The 16,636-nt window shown below is 42.2% G+C and carries 14 protein-coding genes and 3 pseudogenes; 12 read left to right on the forward strand and 5 right to left on the reverse strand.

Annotation, left to right across the window (positions count from 1 at the left end):
- Positions 1 to 289 precede the first annotated feature (289 nt).
- The 4 genes and pseudogenes from I4V84_RS15095 to I4V84_RS15110 all read left to right on the forward strand — a co-directional run.
- Positions 290 to 1,318, forward strand: a complete 1,029-nt coding sequence (locus tag I4V84_RS15095; RefSeq protein ID WP_118581284.1) for an alcohol dehydrogenase catalytic domain-containing protein — start codon at positions 290 to 292, stop codon at positions 1,316 to 1,318.
- 9 nt (positions 1,319 to 1,327) lie between these two features.
- The gene (locus I4V84_RS15100) at positions 1,328 to 1,720 is read left to right on the forward strand and encodes a VOC family protein (protein WP_117760520.1); all 393 of its coding nucleotides are present in this window, start codon (positions 1,328 to 1,330) and stop codon (positions 1,718 to 1,720) included.
- Positions 1,721 to 1,738: 18 nt separating this feature from the next.
- Positions 1,739 to 3,103, forward strand: coding sequence for an MFS transporter (locus tag I4V84_RS15105; protein ID WP_173735082.1), 1,365 nt, complete (start codon positions 1,739 to 1,741; stop codon positions 3,101 to 3,103).
- Positions 3,087 to 3,248, forward strand: a pseudogene (locus tag I4V84_RS15110) (carbohydrate kinase); the annotation flags it as partial. The gene I4V84_RS15105 and the pseudogene I4V84_RS15110, both read left to right, overlap by 17 nt.
- Here I4V84_RS15110 and I4V84_RS15115 read toward each other — a convergent pair.
- Positions 3,249 to 3,569 carry a hypothetical protein gene (locus I4V84_RS15115; RefSeq protein WP_173735065.1) on the reverse strand — a complete coding sequence of 107 codons (321 nt, stop codon included), beginning with the start codon at positions 3,567 to 3,569 and terminating at the stop codon, positions 3,249 to 3,251.
- A 411-nt stretch (positions 3,570 to 3,980) separates the two neighbouring features.
- Between I4V84_RS15115 and I4V84_RS15120 the strand changes: the two genes are divergently transcribed.
- Both I4V84_RS15120 and I4V84_RS15125 read left to right on the forward strand, forming a co-directional pair.
- Positions 3,981 to 4,484, forward strand: coding sequence for a GNAT family N-acetyltransferase (locus I4V84_RS15120; RefSeq protein WP_173735081.1), 504 nt, complete (start codon positions 3,981 to 3,983; stop codon positions 4,482 to 4,484).
- Positions 4,481 to 5,488, forward strand: coding sequence for a LacI family DNA-binding transcriptional regulator (locus I4V84_RS15125; RefSeq protein ID WP_118581269.1), 1,008 nt, complete (start codon positions 4,481 to 4,483; stop codon positions 5,486 to 5,488). The genes I4V84_RS15120 and I4V84_RS15125 overlap by 4 nt, the downstream gene beginning before the upstream one ends.
- Before the next feature lie 34 nt (positions 5,489 to 5,522).
- Here the strand turns inward: I4V84_RS15125 and I4V84_RS20835 are convergent.
- Positions 5,523 to 5,624: pseudogene (locus I4V84_RS20835) on the reverse strand (DUF6783 domain-containing protein); the annotation flags it as partial.
- Between I4V84_RS20835 and I4V84_RS20840 the strand changes: the two are divergent.
- The 6 genes and pseudogenes from I4V84_RS20840 to I4V84_RS15150 all read left to right on the forward strand — a co-directional run.
- Positions 5,601 to 5,702, forward strand: a pseudogene (locus I4V84_RS20840) (DUF6783 domain-containing protein); the annotation flags it as partial. The pseudogenes I4V84_RS20835 and I4V84_RS20840 sit on opposite strands and share 24 nt — an antisense overlap.
- A 333-nt stretch (positions 5,703 to 6,035) precedes the next feature.
- Positions 6,036 to 7,301, forward strand: coding sequence for an extracellular solute-binding protein (locus tag I4V84_RS15130; RefSeq protein ID WP_195992793.1), 1,266 nt, complete (start codon positions 6,036 to 6,038; stop codon positions 7,299 to 7,301).
- Between the two features lie 130 nt (positions 7,302 to 7,431).
- Complete coding sequence (locus I4V84_RS15135) at positions 7,432 to 8,319, forward strand: sugar ABC transporter permease (RefSeq protein WP_195992794.1); 888 nt, start codon at positions 7,432 to 7,434, stop codon at positions 8,317 to 8,319.
- A complete protein-coding gene (locus tag I4V84_RS15140) occupies positions 8,316 to 9,158 on the forward strand; it encodes a carbohydrate ABC transporter permease (RefSeq protein ID WP_173769318.1) in 843 nt (280 codons plus the stop codon). Before I4V84_RS15135 ends, I4V84_RS15140 begins: the two co-directional genes overlap by 4 nt.
- Positions 9,159 to 9,261: 103 nt before the next feature.
- On the forward strand, positions 9,262 to 10,935 hold the full coding sequence (locus I4V84_RS15145) for an alpha-glucosidase (protein WP_195379431.1): 1,674 nt from the start codon (positions 9,262 to 9,264) through the stop codon (positions 10,933 to 10,935).
- 92 nt (positions 10,936 to 11,027) lie between these two features.
- Positions 11,028 to 13,019 (forward strand): TIM-barrel domain-containing protein, encoded by a 1,992-nt coding sequence (locus I4V84_RS15150; protein ID WP_148461654.1) that lies wholly within the window; start codon positions 11,028 to 11,030, stop codon positions 13,017 to 13,019.
- 99 nt (positions 13,020 to 13,118) lie between these two features.
- Here I4V84_RS15150 and phnE read toward each other — a convergent pair whose 3' ends face one another.
- The 3 genes from phnE to I4V84_RS15165 all read right to left on the reverse strand — a co-directional run bounded on the left by phnE (position 13,119) and on the right by I4V84_RS15165 (position 16,566).
- Entirely contained in the window at positions 13,119 to 14,669 is a 1,551-nt protein-coding gene (phnE, locus tag I4V84_RS15155) for a phosphonate ABC transporter, permease protein PhnE (protein ID WP_148461653.1), read from the reverse strand.
- Positions 14,662 to 15,441: a phosphonate ABC transporter ATP-binding protein gene (gene phnC / locus I4V84_RS15160; protein WP_195992795.1), complete on the reverse strand. Its 780-nt coding sequence runs from the start codon at positions 15,439 to 15,441 to the stop codon at positions 14,662 to 14,664. Before phnC ends, phnE begins: the two co-directional genes overlap by 8 nt.
- Before the next feature lie 93 nt (positions 15,442 to 15,534).
- Positions 15,535 to 16,566: a PhnD/SsuA/transferrin family substrate-binding protein gene (locus I4V84_RS15165; protein ID WP_195992797.1), complete on the reverse strand. Its 1,032-nt coding sequence runs from the start codon at positions 16,564 to 16,566 to the stop codon at positions 15,535 to 15,537.
- Positions 16,567 to 16,636 lie beyond the last annotated feature (70 nt).

Raw genomic sequence — 16,636 nt, forward strand, 5'->3', positions numbered from 1 at the left:
AAATGGTATTAAAAAAATCGAAGATAAAAATACCGTCTACATCAGACTGAATTTTTGAATTGTTAGACAGTCTGACGCACGGTGGTGTGAGAGGACGGCGGTTAGTCACCGCCTCCTACTCGATTTAATTGTGAAAAATATACAAAAAATGTATTTTAAAATTATGAAATGTATAAAAATATGAAAAAACATATTGACAAATTGTGTTTACATTGTAATAATGTAATTGCTTTAATAAAACATTTTATAAAACATAAAATAAAACGACATGAAAAAGGAGGAAACAATTATGTTACAACAGGTAATGACAAATCCAGGAGAAATTATTTTCAGAGAGGTTCCGGTTCCGGAGGTAAAGGAAAATCAGGTTTTGGTAAAGATTATGAATATTGGTGTTTGTGGATCAGATATTCATGTTTATCATGGAAAACATCCGTTTACAAAATATCCGGTAACACAAGGACATGAGGTTTCCGGTGAGATTACAGAATTTGGAAAAAATGTCACAGAGTTTCATGTGGGACAGAAGGTGACGATAGAGCCTCAGGTATATTGTGGACATTGCTATCCATGTCGTCATGGAAAGTATAATCTCTGTGAGGAATTAAAAGTAATGGGATTTCAGACGACAGGAACAGCATCTGAGTATTTTGCAGTGGATGCATCTAAAGTAACACCTATTCCAGAAGATATGTCCTATGAAGAAGGCGCTATGATTGAACCTCTTGCTGTGGCAGTTCATGGTGTAAAACAGATAGGTGATGTGGCTGGCATGAATATTGCAGTTCTTGGAGCAGGACCGATTGGAAATCTCGTGGCACAGGCAGCAAAAGGAATGGGGGCAGCGAAAGTGATGATCACAGATATCAGTGATCTTAGACTGGCAAAGGCAAAAGAATGTGGAATTGATGTGTGTGTGAATACCAAAAATAAAGACTTCAGTGCGGCAATGCTCGAAGCATTTGGACCGGACAAGGCGGATGTGATCTACGACTGTGCCGGAAACAATATCACAATGGGACAGGCAATTAAATATGCAAGAAAAGGAAGCACGATTGTACTGGTGGCTGTTTTTGCAGGAATGGCAGAAGTAGATCTTGCAGTGGCAAATGACCACGAACTTGACATTAAGAGCACGATGATGTACCGCCATGATGATTATATAGATGGAATCAGATTGGTAAATGAGGGCAAAGTTCATTTGAAACCGCTCATCTCAAAGACATTTGCTTTTAAAGATTATCTGAAAGCATACCAGTATATTGATGATAACCGCGAGACAACGATGAAAGTAATTATCAACGTCAGTGAAAAGTAAGGAGTTCGTATGGAAAATAAATATGGAATTGTCGGAGTTGCCCATGTCGGGCTTCCGACAAACGATTTACAGAAAACAGTTGAGTTTTATAAGAGTCTTGGATTTGAAGTGATTATGCAGTCTTATAATGAAAAAGCAGGGGAAAAAGTGGCATTTTTACAGATAAAAAATTACTGTATAGAGACTTTTGAAAATGGGCAGGCGGCAATGTCAGACGGTGCATACCAACATGTTGCACTTGATGTGGAAGACATTGAAAGTATGTATCAGAAAATCTGCAATGAAAAATACACAATTATTACAGACGGAATCGAAGAACTACCATTTTGGGAAAATGGTGTGAAGTATTTTATGATTAAGGGCCCAAATGAGGAAAGAATAGAGTTCTGTCAGAAACTCTGATAAAAATAGGAGAGACATATGGGAAGCGAAAACAAAAATGGAAAAGTACCGCTGATCAGTAAGATTGCATATGGGTTTGGTGATGTTGGATGTAATTTCAGCTGGATGTTCGTCAGTAATTTTCTGATGATATTTTATACAGACGTGTTCGGAATCAGTATGGCGGCTGTGTCAGCACTTATGCTTTTTTCAAGATTCTGGGATGCAATCAATGATCCAATCGTCGGGGGACTTACAGATAAAACAAAATCGAGATGGGGACGGTACCGTCCATGGCTGTTAGTAGCGGCACCAATCACAGCGATTCTTCTTGTTATGACATTCTGGGCAAGACCCGACTGGCCGCAGAATGGAAAGATCATTTATATGGTAATTACATATTGTCTGCTGGTTTTGGGGTATACCTGTGTGAATATTCCATATGGAACCTTGTGTGGTGCTATGACACAGGATATTGATGAACGTGCAAAAATAAATACATCCCGTTCGGTTGCAGCGATGATTGCAATTGGTGTGATAAATATTATCACAGTTCCACTGCTCAGCAAATTCGGCAGTCATAGTGCAAAGACAGGATATCTGACGGTTGCGGTCATATATGGATGTATTTTTACAGCCTGTCATTTCTTCTGCTTTGCGAAGACGAAAGAGGCAGTGCTTACTCCGGAAAAAGAAAAAATTTCTGTAAAGATACAATTGAAAGCAGTCATGCAGAACAGACCATATCTTCTTGCATTGGCAGGACAGATATTATTTGGATTTACACTGTATGGTAGAAACGCAGATATTCTGTATTACTTTACATATGTGGAAGGGAATGCCTCCTACTACACAACTTATTCGATGTGCATCATTATTCCTTCTATCATCGGGGCAGCCTGTTTTCAACCATTATTCCGCAAGTTAAATAACAAAGGAAGAACAGCATCTCTCTTTGCTTTATTTACAGGAATTTTCATGTTGACTATGTTTTTCTTCAATGCCAAAGAATCACCGGCTATTTTTTATGCATTATCTGGTCTCACACAGTTTTTTTTCTCTGGATTTAATACCGCAATCTATGCAATTATTCCAGACTGTGTGGAATATGGGGAGTGGAAAACCGGACTTAGAAATGATGGTTTTCAGTATGCATTTATTTCACTTGGAAATAAAGTCGGAATGGCAGTTGGAACAGCACTTTTAGCAGGATTACTTGGAAAATATGGTTATATTGCAAATCAGACACAAAATGCAATTGTACTTTCAATTATGAAACATGCATTTACGACGATTCCAGGTGCACTGTGGATTGTGACTGCGGTTGTATTATTTTTCTACCGGTTAAATAAAAAACGTTATAACGAGATTGTGGAAGAACTGAAAAATGGAAGAAAAAGTTGATATCGTGGCATTGGGAGAATTGCTGATTGATTTTACGGAAGCAGGACACAGTCAGGATGGGAGAAAATTGTTCGAACAGAATCCCGGCGGTGCTCCGGCAAATCTTCTAACCGTTGCAAGCCACTTTGGGTATCGCACATCTTTTTCAATCAGATCTAAGATATTTCCTATTGTTTGAAATAGCTTTTTGTAACAATCTACTTCCATTCCATGCATTAAACATATGGGCTAATTTTCTCTGGTTGGATGGCTTGGAATAGTAAGCGGATATTTTAGGACTGATTTTAGTCTGACCAGTCATCCAGCGGCAAACCAGACCGTTGTCCATTGAAAAATCCTGATTTGCCGGATCATCCATAAAATCTTCAAATAATTCGTATAAAAAATCAGGCTGACTCATTTGATTACTTTCGCTGATATGGTTTTTTAAACAAGTGCTAATAGAAGAAAAATCGCATTGATTCAATAGAAATTCCCCTTTCGTAGTTAAGATTGAGTATATCTATCATAACACGAACGTATATTCGATTTGAGAAAATGCGGATATTTTTAAAGTGATTGTGTCAATTTACAATCAATTTCTATTCAATGTGGTTTTCCAGCAGGTTCTGTAAAATAAGCTCAGATCAAAACAATGACGGGAGGAGCTTATGCAACAGAATATTGAATTTGAGCGGTGCATTGATTTTCTGGTACGGATGATCGATAAGTACGGTAATGAAGTCCTCCGGGACACTTCAAGGGATATTTCAAGGTATGCCGTTTGCCGTTATTACATTGACGGAAAAAAGACGCAGAGGTATAATAAAAAGGAGTTTACGGTCTTTTCACTATTAAAGTGGAGAGAGCGCATGAAATATAAAAGGATGAGGAAAAAATGACAACCAAATACGAATTTAGAGACATTCTTCCAGAGGAGTTAGATCAGGTGATTCAGATCGAGCAGATCTGTTTTCCGCCAAATGAGGCCTGCTCTGCCAAGAGTATGAGAGAACGAGTGGCAAATGCACCAGAGACATTTATGGTTGCAGTGGATAAAGAAACAGGTAAAGTTGCCGGCTTTCTCAATGGGGTGGCAACAGACGAAGCAGTTTTTCGTGATGAATTTTTTACGGATAGTACTCTTCACAATCCGGAAGGAAAGAACGTTATGCTCCTTGGTCTTGACGTTCTTCCAGAGTATCGCCACCAGGGGCTTGCACGTGAAATCATGACACAATATGTGAAAAGAGAACAAAAAAGAGGACGCGAATGCCTGTACCTGACCTGTCTGGATAACAAAGTAGAGATGTACAAAAAAATGGACTACACCGACAACGGAATTTCCGGTTCCGCTTGGGGCGGGGAAGAATGGCATGATATGAGCAGGAAAATCAGATGATCCGGCTTCAGGATATTGCGGATATGGCGGGAGTGAGCAGGACTACCGTATCCAATGTAATAAATGGTAATACGAAAAGAGTTTCCCAGGAAACCATTGATAAAATAACGGCAATCCTGAAAGAACAGAATTATGTTCCGCATATGGGTTCCGTTATGCTGTCCGGACATGGTTCCAGGATCATAGGCGTGGTACTTGGTTTTGCCCAGGCTCATGGAATGTACTCCCTGCAGGACTCCTTTGTAGGAGAACTGGTAGGAACCATTCAGATGGAAGCTGAAATGAAAGGATACTATGTCATGCTGATCGGAGGGGAGAACATCCAGAACGTGGTGGATATTGCTTCCAGATGGAATGTAGAAGGACTGATCATTCTGGGATATAATGATGAAAAATATCGGAAATTGTCCAGAAAGCTGAATAAGAAAATGGTTCTCATAGATGCCTATCCCGCAGGAGAATATTTTTTCCAGAATGTGGGAGTGGATGATTATTCAGGCGGCTATCAGATTGGAAGTTACCTCTGTTCCTGCGGTTTTGACAAAGCTTTGTTTCTTGCAGAAACAGATATTGACAGTGATTACAGCCGTTGGATGGGCTTTAAGCAGGCTATGGAAAAAGAAGGAAAGTTCTGTAGCCGCACTCGTCTGATCGTGATCCCGGGGGAAAGAAACCGCCGTATTCAGAAATATAAAGAACTTCTTCCGCGTTTTCTGCAGGTAAAAGCAGTGGCATTTTCCTCAGATTATGCAGCAATTGAGGCCATGAACTTTTTGTCAGATCATGGAATTAAGGTTCCGGAACAGGTATCTGTTACCGGCTTCGACGACAGTATCTATGCCAGAATGGTCCGTCCAAGACTTACAACAGTTCATCAGGATGTAGGTCAGAAGGCACATTTGGCGTTCAGCCGCCTGCTTCGGATGGTTGCCGGGGAGCAGTTAAAAGAGTTTAATATAAAAAGTCCGGTGTACCTTGTAAAAAGAGATTCTGTGAAAATATGAACAGATCGTTCAAAAGAATTTGAAGAGAAGACAGTCAGGCTATAGAGCCTGTTTGAAAAATCATTCCTGCAATCTGCACGCCCCACTTTGCGGGAGATTTCACCCGAATTCGGTTGCCGTAGCCCGCTACGGCGCCCTCATCCGGGCGAAATCTCCCACAAATTGTGACGCACATCTTGCAGAAAGCCTTTTTCAAACACGCTCTGGAGCCTGACTGTTTTTTTCGTAACAGAAGATTACGTTTGGATTCCCTGTTACATAAAGAAAACAATTTGCATGAAATCTCTGCTATCCGGGGAAATTATAAGACAGGGGGGACAATCTAAGAACTCATGAATCTGCATGATAAAAAAATATACAATATGCACAAAATACAAAATAAAAGTTTGTCTACAATTTAAGTTTCTCGAGAAACCTGTTGATTTTGCTGGAAAGTTACGATATTATGAAGCCACCGAAAGGAAAGCAGGACAGACGTGTCCAGGAAAGCTTTCAATAAACAAGTGCTGCGCAGCCTTCATTGAGTAAAATAATGGAGGAAAGAAAGATGAACAAGAAACTTATTTGCACATTAATGGCAGGTACATTGCTGGTTGGTACAGTTACCGGCTGCGGCAGTTCCTCTGAGGGAGATTCTTCTGCAAAAGGAACAGAACTGGAGCTTTTTTCCAGCAAGGCAGAGAACAAGGATATTCTTCAGAAGCTGGTAGACAAATTTAATGAGACACATGAGGACGTGACAATCAAGATCACAGCTCCGGCAGATGCAGGAACTGTATTAAAGACCAGAATGGCAAAGAATGATATGCCTGATATCGTAGCAATGGGCGGTGACAACAACTATACAGAGGTGGAAAGTGCCGGAATGCTGGTAGACTTAAGCAGCGAAGATTACGTTTCCAACATTCAGGAATCCTACCTTCAGATGGTATATGATGTAAACAAGGACAAAGAAGAGAAGGTATATGGCGTTCCTTATGCAACAAACGCTTCCGGTGTCATTTATAACGTTGACAAATTCAAAGAACATGGCATTGAGATTCCAAAAACATGGGATGAATTCATTGATGTGCTCGAGAAACTTCAGGATGCAGGTGAACAGCCACTTCTTATGACATACAAAGATGCCTGGACAAGTAACTGCCCATGGAACAGTATTGCATCTGACCTTGCTCCGGAGAGCTTCAATGATGACCGTAAAGCCGGCAAGACCACATTCGTTGGAACACACGAGGAAATTGCAGAAAAATATATGAAGCTTCTTGACTATGCTCAGGATGATTTTATGGGACTTACCTATGATGATGGAAATAAAGCTTTTGCAAATGGCGAAGCAGCCATGATCATCAATGGAAACTGGGCAATCAACCAGTACAAAAATGCAAATGCAGATATCAATGTGGATATGTTTGCACTCCCGGCTTCCAATGAGAAATCCCAGAACTATGTAACCTCTGGTGTAGATGTACTTCTTGGTGTATGCAAAGACAGTGCAAATGAAGAAGTGGCAAAAGAATTTGTATCCTTTATGCTTGAGCCGGAAAATGCAAAAATGTACATTGATGATCAGTTTGCTTTCTCAGCTGTAAAAGGTGTAGAGCAGGAGAATGAGACAGTGGCAGGTGTGAAAGAAGATATTGCAGCTGGAAAGGTTGCAAACTTCCCAGATCATTACTATCCATCCGGATTTGATATGTCCGCACTTCTGACCGAAATGTGCCTGAACTACACAAACGGAATGGACAACGAGGAGAACATAAATCAGTTCCTTGCACAGTGCGATGAGAAATATGACATTGCAAATGTAGACTGATCTATGTGACTGATGGAAAATACAGGCGAAAGGTGAAGAACGTGAACTGTCACCTTTTGATCCGTATGAATTGTAAGGCTGCTGGCCACTAAGTGAACAGCAGCCTTGTAAGAAAATAAGGGAGGATTCCATGAAGAATAAAGCCCCACGGAAAAAACCTGCTGTTAACCGGGTTTACTACATTTATGTAGGAATTCTTGCAGTTCTGTTTTTCACTTTCCACACCATTCCATTCTTAAAAGGTGTTATGTACAGTTTTACAGACTGGAGAGGATATGGAGAGTGGAATTTTGTAGGACTTCGAAATTATATCCATATGTTTTCTGATGTGGATACAGGAAATGCATATTTGTTTACATTCAAATTTGCGGTGATCACTACTATTCTGGTAAACGTGATCAGTCTGATCCTGGCCTGTGCATTAAATGCAAAGATCAAGTTTAAAAACACAATCAAAGCTTTTTATTTCCTTCCATATATGCTGGGAAGTCTGATCGTAGGATTTATTTTCAACTATATTTTTGCGAACCTGATTCCACAGCTGGGAAAAGGCCTTGGAATCAAAGCTTTAAGTGTAAATATTCTTGGAACCAATTATGCTATCTGGGGAATTGTTGCGGTATCCTTATGGATCGGATGCGCTTTTAACACCTTGATCTACATTGCAGGACTTCAGTCCATTGACACAGATGTATATGAGGCTGCTGACCTGGATGGAGCGACCGGCTTAAAAAGATTCAGCAAAATCACGTTCCCTCTGCTGGCACCATCTTTTACCATCAATATGGTACTTTCCGCAAAGAGTTATCTGATGGTTTACGATCAGATCATGGCTATGACAGATGGCGGTCCTGGAACCAGCACAACATCTATTGCAGTATTGATCTACAAAAAGGGCTTCGGAGGCGGACAGTTCGCTTATCAGTCAGCCAATGCGGTTATGCTTTTTGTGGTAGTAGTACTGATTTCCGTATTCCAGCTGCGTGTACTTGAGAAGAGGGAGGAAAAATTAGGATGAAACAGAATACAGTGAAAGTAAAAGAGCGTTACAACTGGCCTGTTACGATCCTTCTGATCATTGGAATCGTACTTGTCATCCTGCTGCCTCTTTATATGGCACTGATGATTGCCATCAAGGATCCAACAGATATGAACAACATTCTGGCACTGCCAAGAAAAATCAGACTTCAGAACTTTGCAGATGCCTGGGTAATGACAAATTTTCCAAGAAAGTTTCTTAATACAGCATTTATCACAGTGGTGAATCTGATTTTTACACTGATCACAAACTCTTTTGCCGCTTATGCCATCACAAGAAACCGTAAAAAGAGCAAATTCTTTTCCCTCATGTATTATTACTTTATCAGTGCCATGTTTATACCGTTCCAGGTAATCATGCTTCCGCTGGTTGTGCAGGCAAATGCTTTTCACCTGGATAATATTTTCGGAATTACATTCCTGTACATTATTTTCGGTCTTCCTATGAATACGTTCCTTTATACAGGGGCAGTAAAGGCAATCCCGGAGGCACTTGACGAAGCAGCCATGATTGACGGGGCAAATCCGATTCAGATTTTTTCCAGGATTATTTTCCCGGTTCTGAAGCCTACCACAGCTACAGTAGCGATCCTTTCCTTCATGTGGACCTGGAATGACTTTACCATGCCATTGGTACTGTTAAGTGATGAAAGCCAACAGACACTGCAGCTTGCCCAGTATGTATTTAAAAAACAGTTTTCTGTTGATTATAATCTGGCATTTGCTTCTTATCTGCTTGTTCTGCTTCCAGTGCTGATTGTGTATATTTTCTGTCAGAAATGGATCATGAATGGTGTAGTAGCCGGTGCAGTAAAATAGAGAAAACAAATACGCGCCATGGGAATATTTCACTGCGGTCATGTACCGGGCAAGAATATTCTGTGGGAAAATAAATATAGAATATCAGGAGGACAGCCAGGAAATGAAGAAGAACTGGTGGAAAGAAAGTATTGTATACCAAATCTATCCAAAAAGCTTCAATGACAGCAATGGGGATGGAATTGGTGATATCAGAGGAATTATAGAGAAACTTGATTATCTGAAGGAACTTGGGGTAAATGTTCTGTGGATCTCACCTATGCTGGAGTCCCCACAGGATGACAATGGCTATGATATTTCAGATTATCGCAGAATTTACAAAGATTACGGAACCATGCAGGATTACGAGGAGTTACTTTTTCAGGCGCATGAGCGTGGAATCAAGGTGCTGATGGACCTGGTTGTAAATCATACTTCAGACGAACATCAGTGGTTCCTGGAGAGCAAAAAGTCCAAGGATAATCCGTACCGTGACTATTACATCTGGAAAAATCCGGTAAACGGAAAAGAGCCAAATAACTGGGGCGGTGCATTCGGCGGTTCTGCATGGGAATACGACAATGAGACACAGATGTATTACCTGCACCTGTTTTCCAAAAAACAGCCGGATCTGAACTGGGAAAATGAGAAAGTGCGCCAGGAAGTTTACGATATGATGAAATTCTGGTGTGACAAGGGAATCGACGGCTTCCGTATGGATGTGATCAGTATGATTTCAAAGGATCAGGCTTTCCCGGATGGAGAAGTGAAAAGCGGCCTGTATGGAGATTTCGGTCCATACAGCGTTCACGGTCCGCGGGTCCATGAATTTTTACAGGAAATGAACCGTGAGGTATTGTCTAAATATGATATCATGACAGTTGGGGAAACTTCTGGTGTTACCATTGAAGAGGCACAGAAATATGCCGGGGAAGACAGTGGCGAGCTGAATATGGTGTTCCAGTTTGAACATGTAGAAGATGCTTCCCCGCATGCGGAGTTTGGCAAATGGACCACTGACAGATATGACTTTAAGGCTTTCAAAAAGACGATGATCAAATGGCAGGAGGAACTTCAGGGAAAAGCATGGAACAGTCTTTTCCTGGGAAATCATGATCAGCCAAGAAGCGTTTCCAGATTTGGAAATGACAATCCGGCATACCGAGAGACTTCTGCAAAAATGCTGGCAACCTGTCTTCATATGATGCAGGGAACCCCTTATGTATACCAGGGAGAAGAGCTTGGCATGACAAACGCATATTTCCATAAGCTGGAAGATTATAAGGATATTGAGAGCATTCAGTATTATACAGAGCTGACAGATGCAGGGCTGATGGAGCCGGATTACATGATGAAATGTCTGATGCTCAGAAGCCGTGATAATGCAAGAACACCTATGCAGTGGGACGGTTCAGAAAAAGCAGGTTTTACAGATGGGGAGCCGTGGATTAAAATAAATCCAAACTGTAAAGAAATCAATGCAGCCAGTCAGTTGGATGATCTGGATTCCATTTTCCATTATTATCAGAAACTGATCGCTCTTCGCAAGGAGAAAGATATTATTGTGTACGGTGAGTTTGAACCTCTTTGCCGTGAGGATGATCAGATTTTCGCATATACAAGAAAGCTGGATGAGGAAAGACTTCTTACAGTCTGCAATTTCAGTGAGCAGTCTGCAGAATTTGAAGTTCCTGCAGAATTTGAAGGTTCCCAGTGCCTGATTACAAACCTTGACCGAAAAGTATTTAAGGGTAAAATCGTGCTGAAACCTTATGAGGCATTTGTGTTATATAAATAAACAGGTTACTGGACGAGAAACGGACAGCAGCATAACCAGACTTAAAGGGGCAAAATTTTTTGCCTCTTTTTTGAAAGACGAGGAAGATTGTTATGATCAGAAAATACAGATACGGAGCTCCTTTTGATACGGAGGCAGTAACAGAGAAGATTGAAACAGCGAATGGCGCTTTTCCTTATGGAAAAATCAGCCTGGAAAAGGGCTTTGATTTTACATATGTGATGGATGAGGATGATATTGTTTATGGACTTGGGGAAGCCAACCGCGGCATCAATAAAAGAGGATACTGCTATATCAGCAATTGTACCGATGATCCAAACCATACGGAAGACAAGCGTTCTTTGTATGGTGCCCACAACTTTATCATTGTAAGCGGAAAGACAACATTTGGACTGTTTTTCGACTACCCTTCTGAACTGACCTTTGATATTGGATATACCAGAATGGACACCCTGAAAGTGACATGCGCAGATGCAGATCTGAATGTGTATGTGATTGAAGGTGAATCTGCCTATGATATTGTAAAGCAGTTTCGCCATGTGATCGGACGCAGCTATATTCCCCCGAAATTTGCATTTGGTTTCGGACAGAGCAGATGGGGATATACCACCAAGGAGGATTTTCGCAAGGTGGCAGCAGGATACCGTGAGAATCACATTCCCCTGGACATGATCTACATGGATATTGATTATATGGATTCCTACAAGGACTTTACGTTGAATCCGGAGAATTTCCCTGATTTCCCGGATTTTGTAAAAGAGATGAAAGACCAGGAGCTACGCCTGATCCCTATTATTGATGCTGGTGTAAAAGTGGAAAGCGGCTATGAGGTTTACGAGGAAGGTGTGGAAAAAAGATACTTCTGCCAGCGGGAGGACGGAAGTGATTTTGTGGCAGCCGTATGGCCGGGGGATACTCATTTCCCGGATTTTCTGAACAAGGATGCCAGAAAGTGGTTTGGAGACAAATACAGCTTCCTTATTAGACAGGGGATTGAAGGCTTCTGGAACGATATGAATGAGCCTGCTATTTTCTATTCCTCAGAGGGAATGGAAGAGGCGAAGAAACTTGCCGGAGAGTTTTACCAGGATAAAGAAGGTAAGATCCACATTTGGAAAATGCAGGGCGAGCTAAACGGACTCGCAAACAACCCAGAAGATTACCGCAGATTTTATCATAATGTGGATGGCAAAAAGATCCGTCACGACAAGGTACATAACCTGTTTGGCTACAATATGACAAGAGCAGCAGGCGAAGCATTCGACCGCATTGATCCGGAGAAGCGTTTCCTGATGTTTTCCCGTTCCTCCTATATTGGAATGCACCGTTACGGCGGAATCTGGATGGGAGACAATAAATCCTGGTGGTCACACATTCTTCTGAACCTGAAAATGCTGCCGTCTCTGAATATGTGCGGATTCCTTTACACAGGAGCAGATCTTGGTGGATTTGGTGCGGATGCAACAAGAGACCTGGTGCTTCGCCATATGGCACTTGGGGTATTTACTCCGCTTATGCGTAACCATTCCGCAATCGGAACAAGAGAGCAAGAGTGCTATCAGTTTGAGAATGTTGAGGATTTCCGAAATGTGGTAAATACGAGATACCGCCTTGTTCCGTATCTGTACAGCGAATACATGAAGGCCGCTTTAAACGATGATATGTATTTCAAACCACTTGGCTTTGTTTATCCGGATGATAAGATGGCAATCCGGGTGGAAGACCAGCTGATCCTTGGAAATGAGATTATGATCGCACCGGTTTACGAGCAGAACGCAAGAGGGCGTTATGTTTACCTTCCGGAAGAAATGAAGTTTGTGAAATTTCTGACAGACGGAAGCATTTCTGAGGAGATTCTGGAAAAGGGCGTTCATTATGTGGAGGTTGCCTTAAATGAAGTGCCTCTGTTTATCCGTAGTGGTAAGTGTATTCCGGTTGCAGAGGCTGCGGAGTGTGTGAAGGATATTGATACTTCCAAACTCACTATGCTGGGATATGAAGGCAGCAGTTATACTTTGTACGAGGATGATGGCGTGCATAAGGAGTACGATAAGGCTGAGAATTATAGAAAATTAGAAAAATAACAGAATGAAAAGATCCCTTGAAAGTCTTTGGAAATTTCACGACGAGGTTTAAAAGATTTTTTAAACAGGATCCAGAAGACAGAAAATCGGAGCTGGCCATCAATTGCCAGCTCCGATTTTTTCAGATACCATATCGATAAACCACACAAACAGAATCAATCCCAGCATGATTGCACCAGCTTTTTCCCAGGCATATTGATTCATGGAAAAAATAAGGGGCGCTCCGATTCCGCCTGCGCCTACCAGACCGAGAACGGAAGCTTCACGGATGTTTACATCAAACCGGTAGAGGATGATAGAGGTGAAAACAGGCTTCAGCTGCGGCAGGACACTGTGGCAGATGGCGGGAAGAGGACGGACCCCCATGGCCAGCAGCGCATGATAGGGACGAGGGTCCAGGGCATCTAGTGCTTCTGTAAATCTTTTGGTGAGAAGTCCGATACTGCATACGGCCAATGTCAGCACTCCTGTGAAAGCTCCTGGCCCGGATACCCGGATGAAAATCAGTCCATACACCAGAAAAGGCACCGAACGGATTACCATGATCACCAGGTTAAAAAGAAAGGACACAGGAGCAGGTACGAAACGTTTGGTATTTAGAAAAGCCAGCGGTGCAGATACAATGGCTCCGATTACCGTTCCAATAAAAGCAATGCACACTGTTTCCAGTAAAAGATACCCAAGCCCATCTTTTTCAGCCGAGAAAAAGAAGCTCCAGTCTGGCTGCAGAAAGCCAGCAAACATATTTCGCAAAGTCTGTGGACTGGTTCTGGAAAAATCCGGCAGGGAAAGGGTAAACGTGCAGATCAGAAACAGGGCAGCCAGAAACAGAAGCAGCAGTCTGGCCTGCTCTTTTTTTATTGTGCGCTCTTTTCGTATCAAGGCGGCCAGATACCGACTGAAATATTCAATCACACACACTGTTAGAAACAGCATCAGCAGAATGGTCCCCACTTTGTCATACTCCAACCAGGAAATCTTCTCATTGAGAAGCAGTCCGATACCGCCAGCTCCCACATATCCTAAAATGGAGCTGTGCCGTACATTGGTTTCCAACAGGTAAAGTGCATTGGTGAGAAATCCAGGAATGATCTCTGGTAGAATTCCATGGATATAAGCTACATACTTTGAAACACCCATAGCCCGAAGTGCCTGGTAAGCTTTTACATCGGCGGCACTTGCATCCTCGTAGGTAAGTTTTGTCATAATGGCAAAGGTGTACAAGGTAATGGCAAAAGTACCTGCAAAGGTTCCAAGCCCGAAAAGAAAGGTAGCAGTAAGCGCCAGAATCAAGGCTGGAAAAGAACGGAGAATCTGGATTACAATTCTAAGTATCCGTCGTATTACAGCTGGAAATCCTAAGTTTGCAGCGCCAAAAGGCGAGAGTACAAGGGCAAAAAAGGTGCCAAGTACCGTTCCGGTAACAGACATCTGAATGGTGTAAAAAAGCGGTAGCAGGATCTTCTGAATATAAGAAAAATCTGGCGGGATCATATCCACGACCAGGTCGGTGAGGTGGTTCCTTCGTTTCCAGAAAGTTACAAGGTCACAGTCTGTGAAATTTGCTGCAAGGAAAAACAAAATCAGAAAAGAAATTGGAACAGCAAATTTTGCCACAATGGAATTTTTGCTTGTTTTGTTATCATTCATAAGCGACACCTCGCTTATTCTCTATCTGAGTATCATTTTTGTTATAAATTTGTGTAGTGATAGAATCAGTCAGATCAGCAGTCTTACCGTCAAATACAACCTTGCCATCTTTCAGACCAATAAGTCGGTCGGAGAACTCCTGGGAGAATTCCAGATTATGGCTGTTCATTAAAATGGTGACACCATCAGTCTCATGAATACTCTTCAGCAACTCTAGAATCTGTCTCCCGGTAACTGGATCAAGAGACGCCACCGGTTCATCTGCCAGCAGGATCGCCGGGTGCCGCATAAGTGCTCTTGCAATTGCCACCCTTTGCTTTTGTCCGCCAGACAGATTCTTAATCGGTTCCTCTGCCTTTTCCAGAAGTCCAACCCGATCCAGCAGTTTCAGAGCTTCTTCTTTACGTGTTTTTCCATAAAGTCCAAACACGCCCTGGAAAAATCCCATATCCGGAAGTCCGGCAGTCAGCACATTCTTCAGACAGGTAGAATTCTCCACCAAACAGAAGTCCTGATAAATAGTTGCAATGGATTTTTGCAGTTTACGTTTTTTCCTTCCTTTTAGAGAATCAAAGCGCTTATCATCCAGAAGCACCTGTCCGCCAGTGCACTCCATCATTCCATTGAGAATGCGAAAGAGCGTTGTCTTCCCCGCCCCCGAAGGCCCGATCACCGAGACAAATTCCCCCTGTGAGACGGAGAAATCCACATCTGCCAGGGCTTTTGTGCCATTATGAAATTTTTTTGCGATATGCTGAATCTGTAAATTCATAGATAAAATTGACCTCGTTTAAAACTACTGCCGAGGCAAATAATCTGCCCCGGCAGTTTAAAATATTTTGTAACTATTCAGAAAAGTTGAAGTCTATTCCATAGACTTCAGCAGCTCCTGCGCCTCGCGCTCGCCATCGTAATTGGAGTCATCGCCCCATTCATATCCAACCTGGCTGAACACACTGATAATATCTTTTCCCTCGTCCGTATTCGCAATCTCAATAAAGGAATCTCCAAGCGCCTGGCGGAAATCTTCATCCTGCATAACTTCAGAAGTCTTGCTGTAGGCAATCATATCATTGTAAATCTTATCTGTAACTCCGATCACACCAGTCTGATTTACCATATCATCTGTACCTCCGAAGGTCTCTTTCCATTCCGGTGCGTATTTGGTACGGATGTGGCCATAAGAAACCATCACATCAGCCTGTCCGGAAGCCAGACGTGCAAGAGAGGTTGTATAAGAATCAGATTCTACCGCATTTGCCAGATCACTGATTCCCTTTCCATATTTTTCGTTCAGCCATAAGCTTGGATAAATATAACCGGAAGCTGAAGTTGGTCCCATAATAGCCCAGGTAGCATCGTTCAGATCATCCCAGGTAAGCTCTTCGCCGTTATTTACCTTTTCCAGTAAAGCCTGTCCCTTTTCGCTTGGACCTGCCAGAATAATAGAACGGTAATAGGTAGACATCTCATCGGTGTTTTCTTCGATTGTACCATCATTCCAATCTTTCGGATCATCAGAATCTTTGTTGATTCCATAGCGAAGGGCGGTAAGAAGAACGTCACAGTCATCAGAGAAAAGTACGTAATTTCCGCCTGAAATAAATCCGATATCTGCGCTTCCAGCACTTAAAGCCTGGCCAACAGCGGTGTAGCTTGTACCTACTGTCATGTCCACGTTCTCCACGTCATACCCCTTGGTGAGCAATGTTTCCTTCAGTAAATCTTCCAGCGGCTCGGTAGCAGTGGTGATGGTGTCGGAATCTGCATATGGGGAAAATGCAATCTTCAGAGAATCAATGGTTTTGGTGTCCTCTGCAAAAACAGTGACAGTGCTCCCAACGGTAAGTCCCAGGCATAATGCCAGGGAAAGTGCGGATACAATGTGTTTCTTCATAGTGAAATACCTCCATGCTTTTGTTTGATCATATAATGTGTTACTGTGCATTTGAAATGTTACGCAAAGC

This window comes from Ruminococcus sp. 1001713B170207_170306_F1 (assembly GCF_015668065.1).
Classification (GTDB): domain Bacteria; phylum Bacillota; class Clostridia; order Lachnospirales; family Lachnospiraceae; genus Blautia_A; species Blautia_A faecis.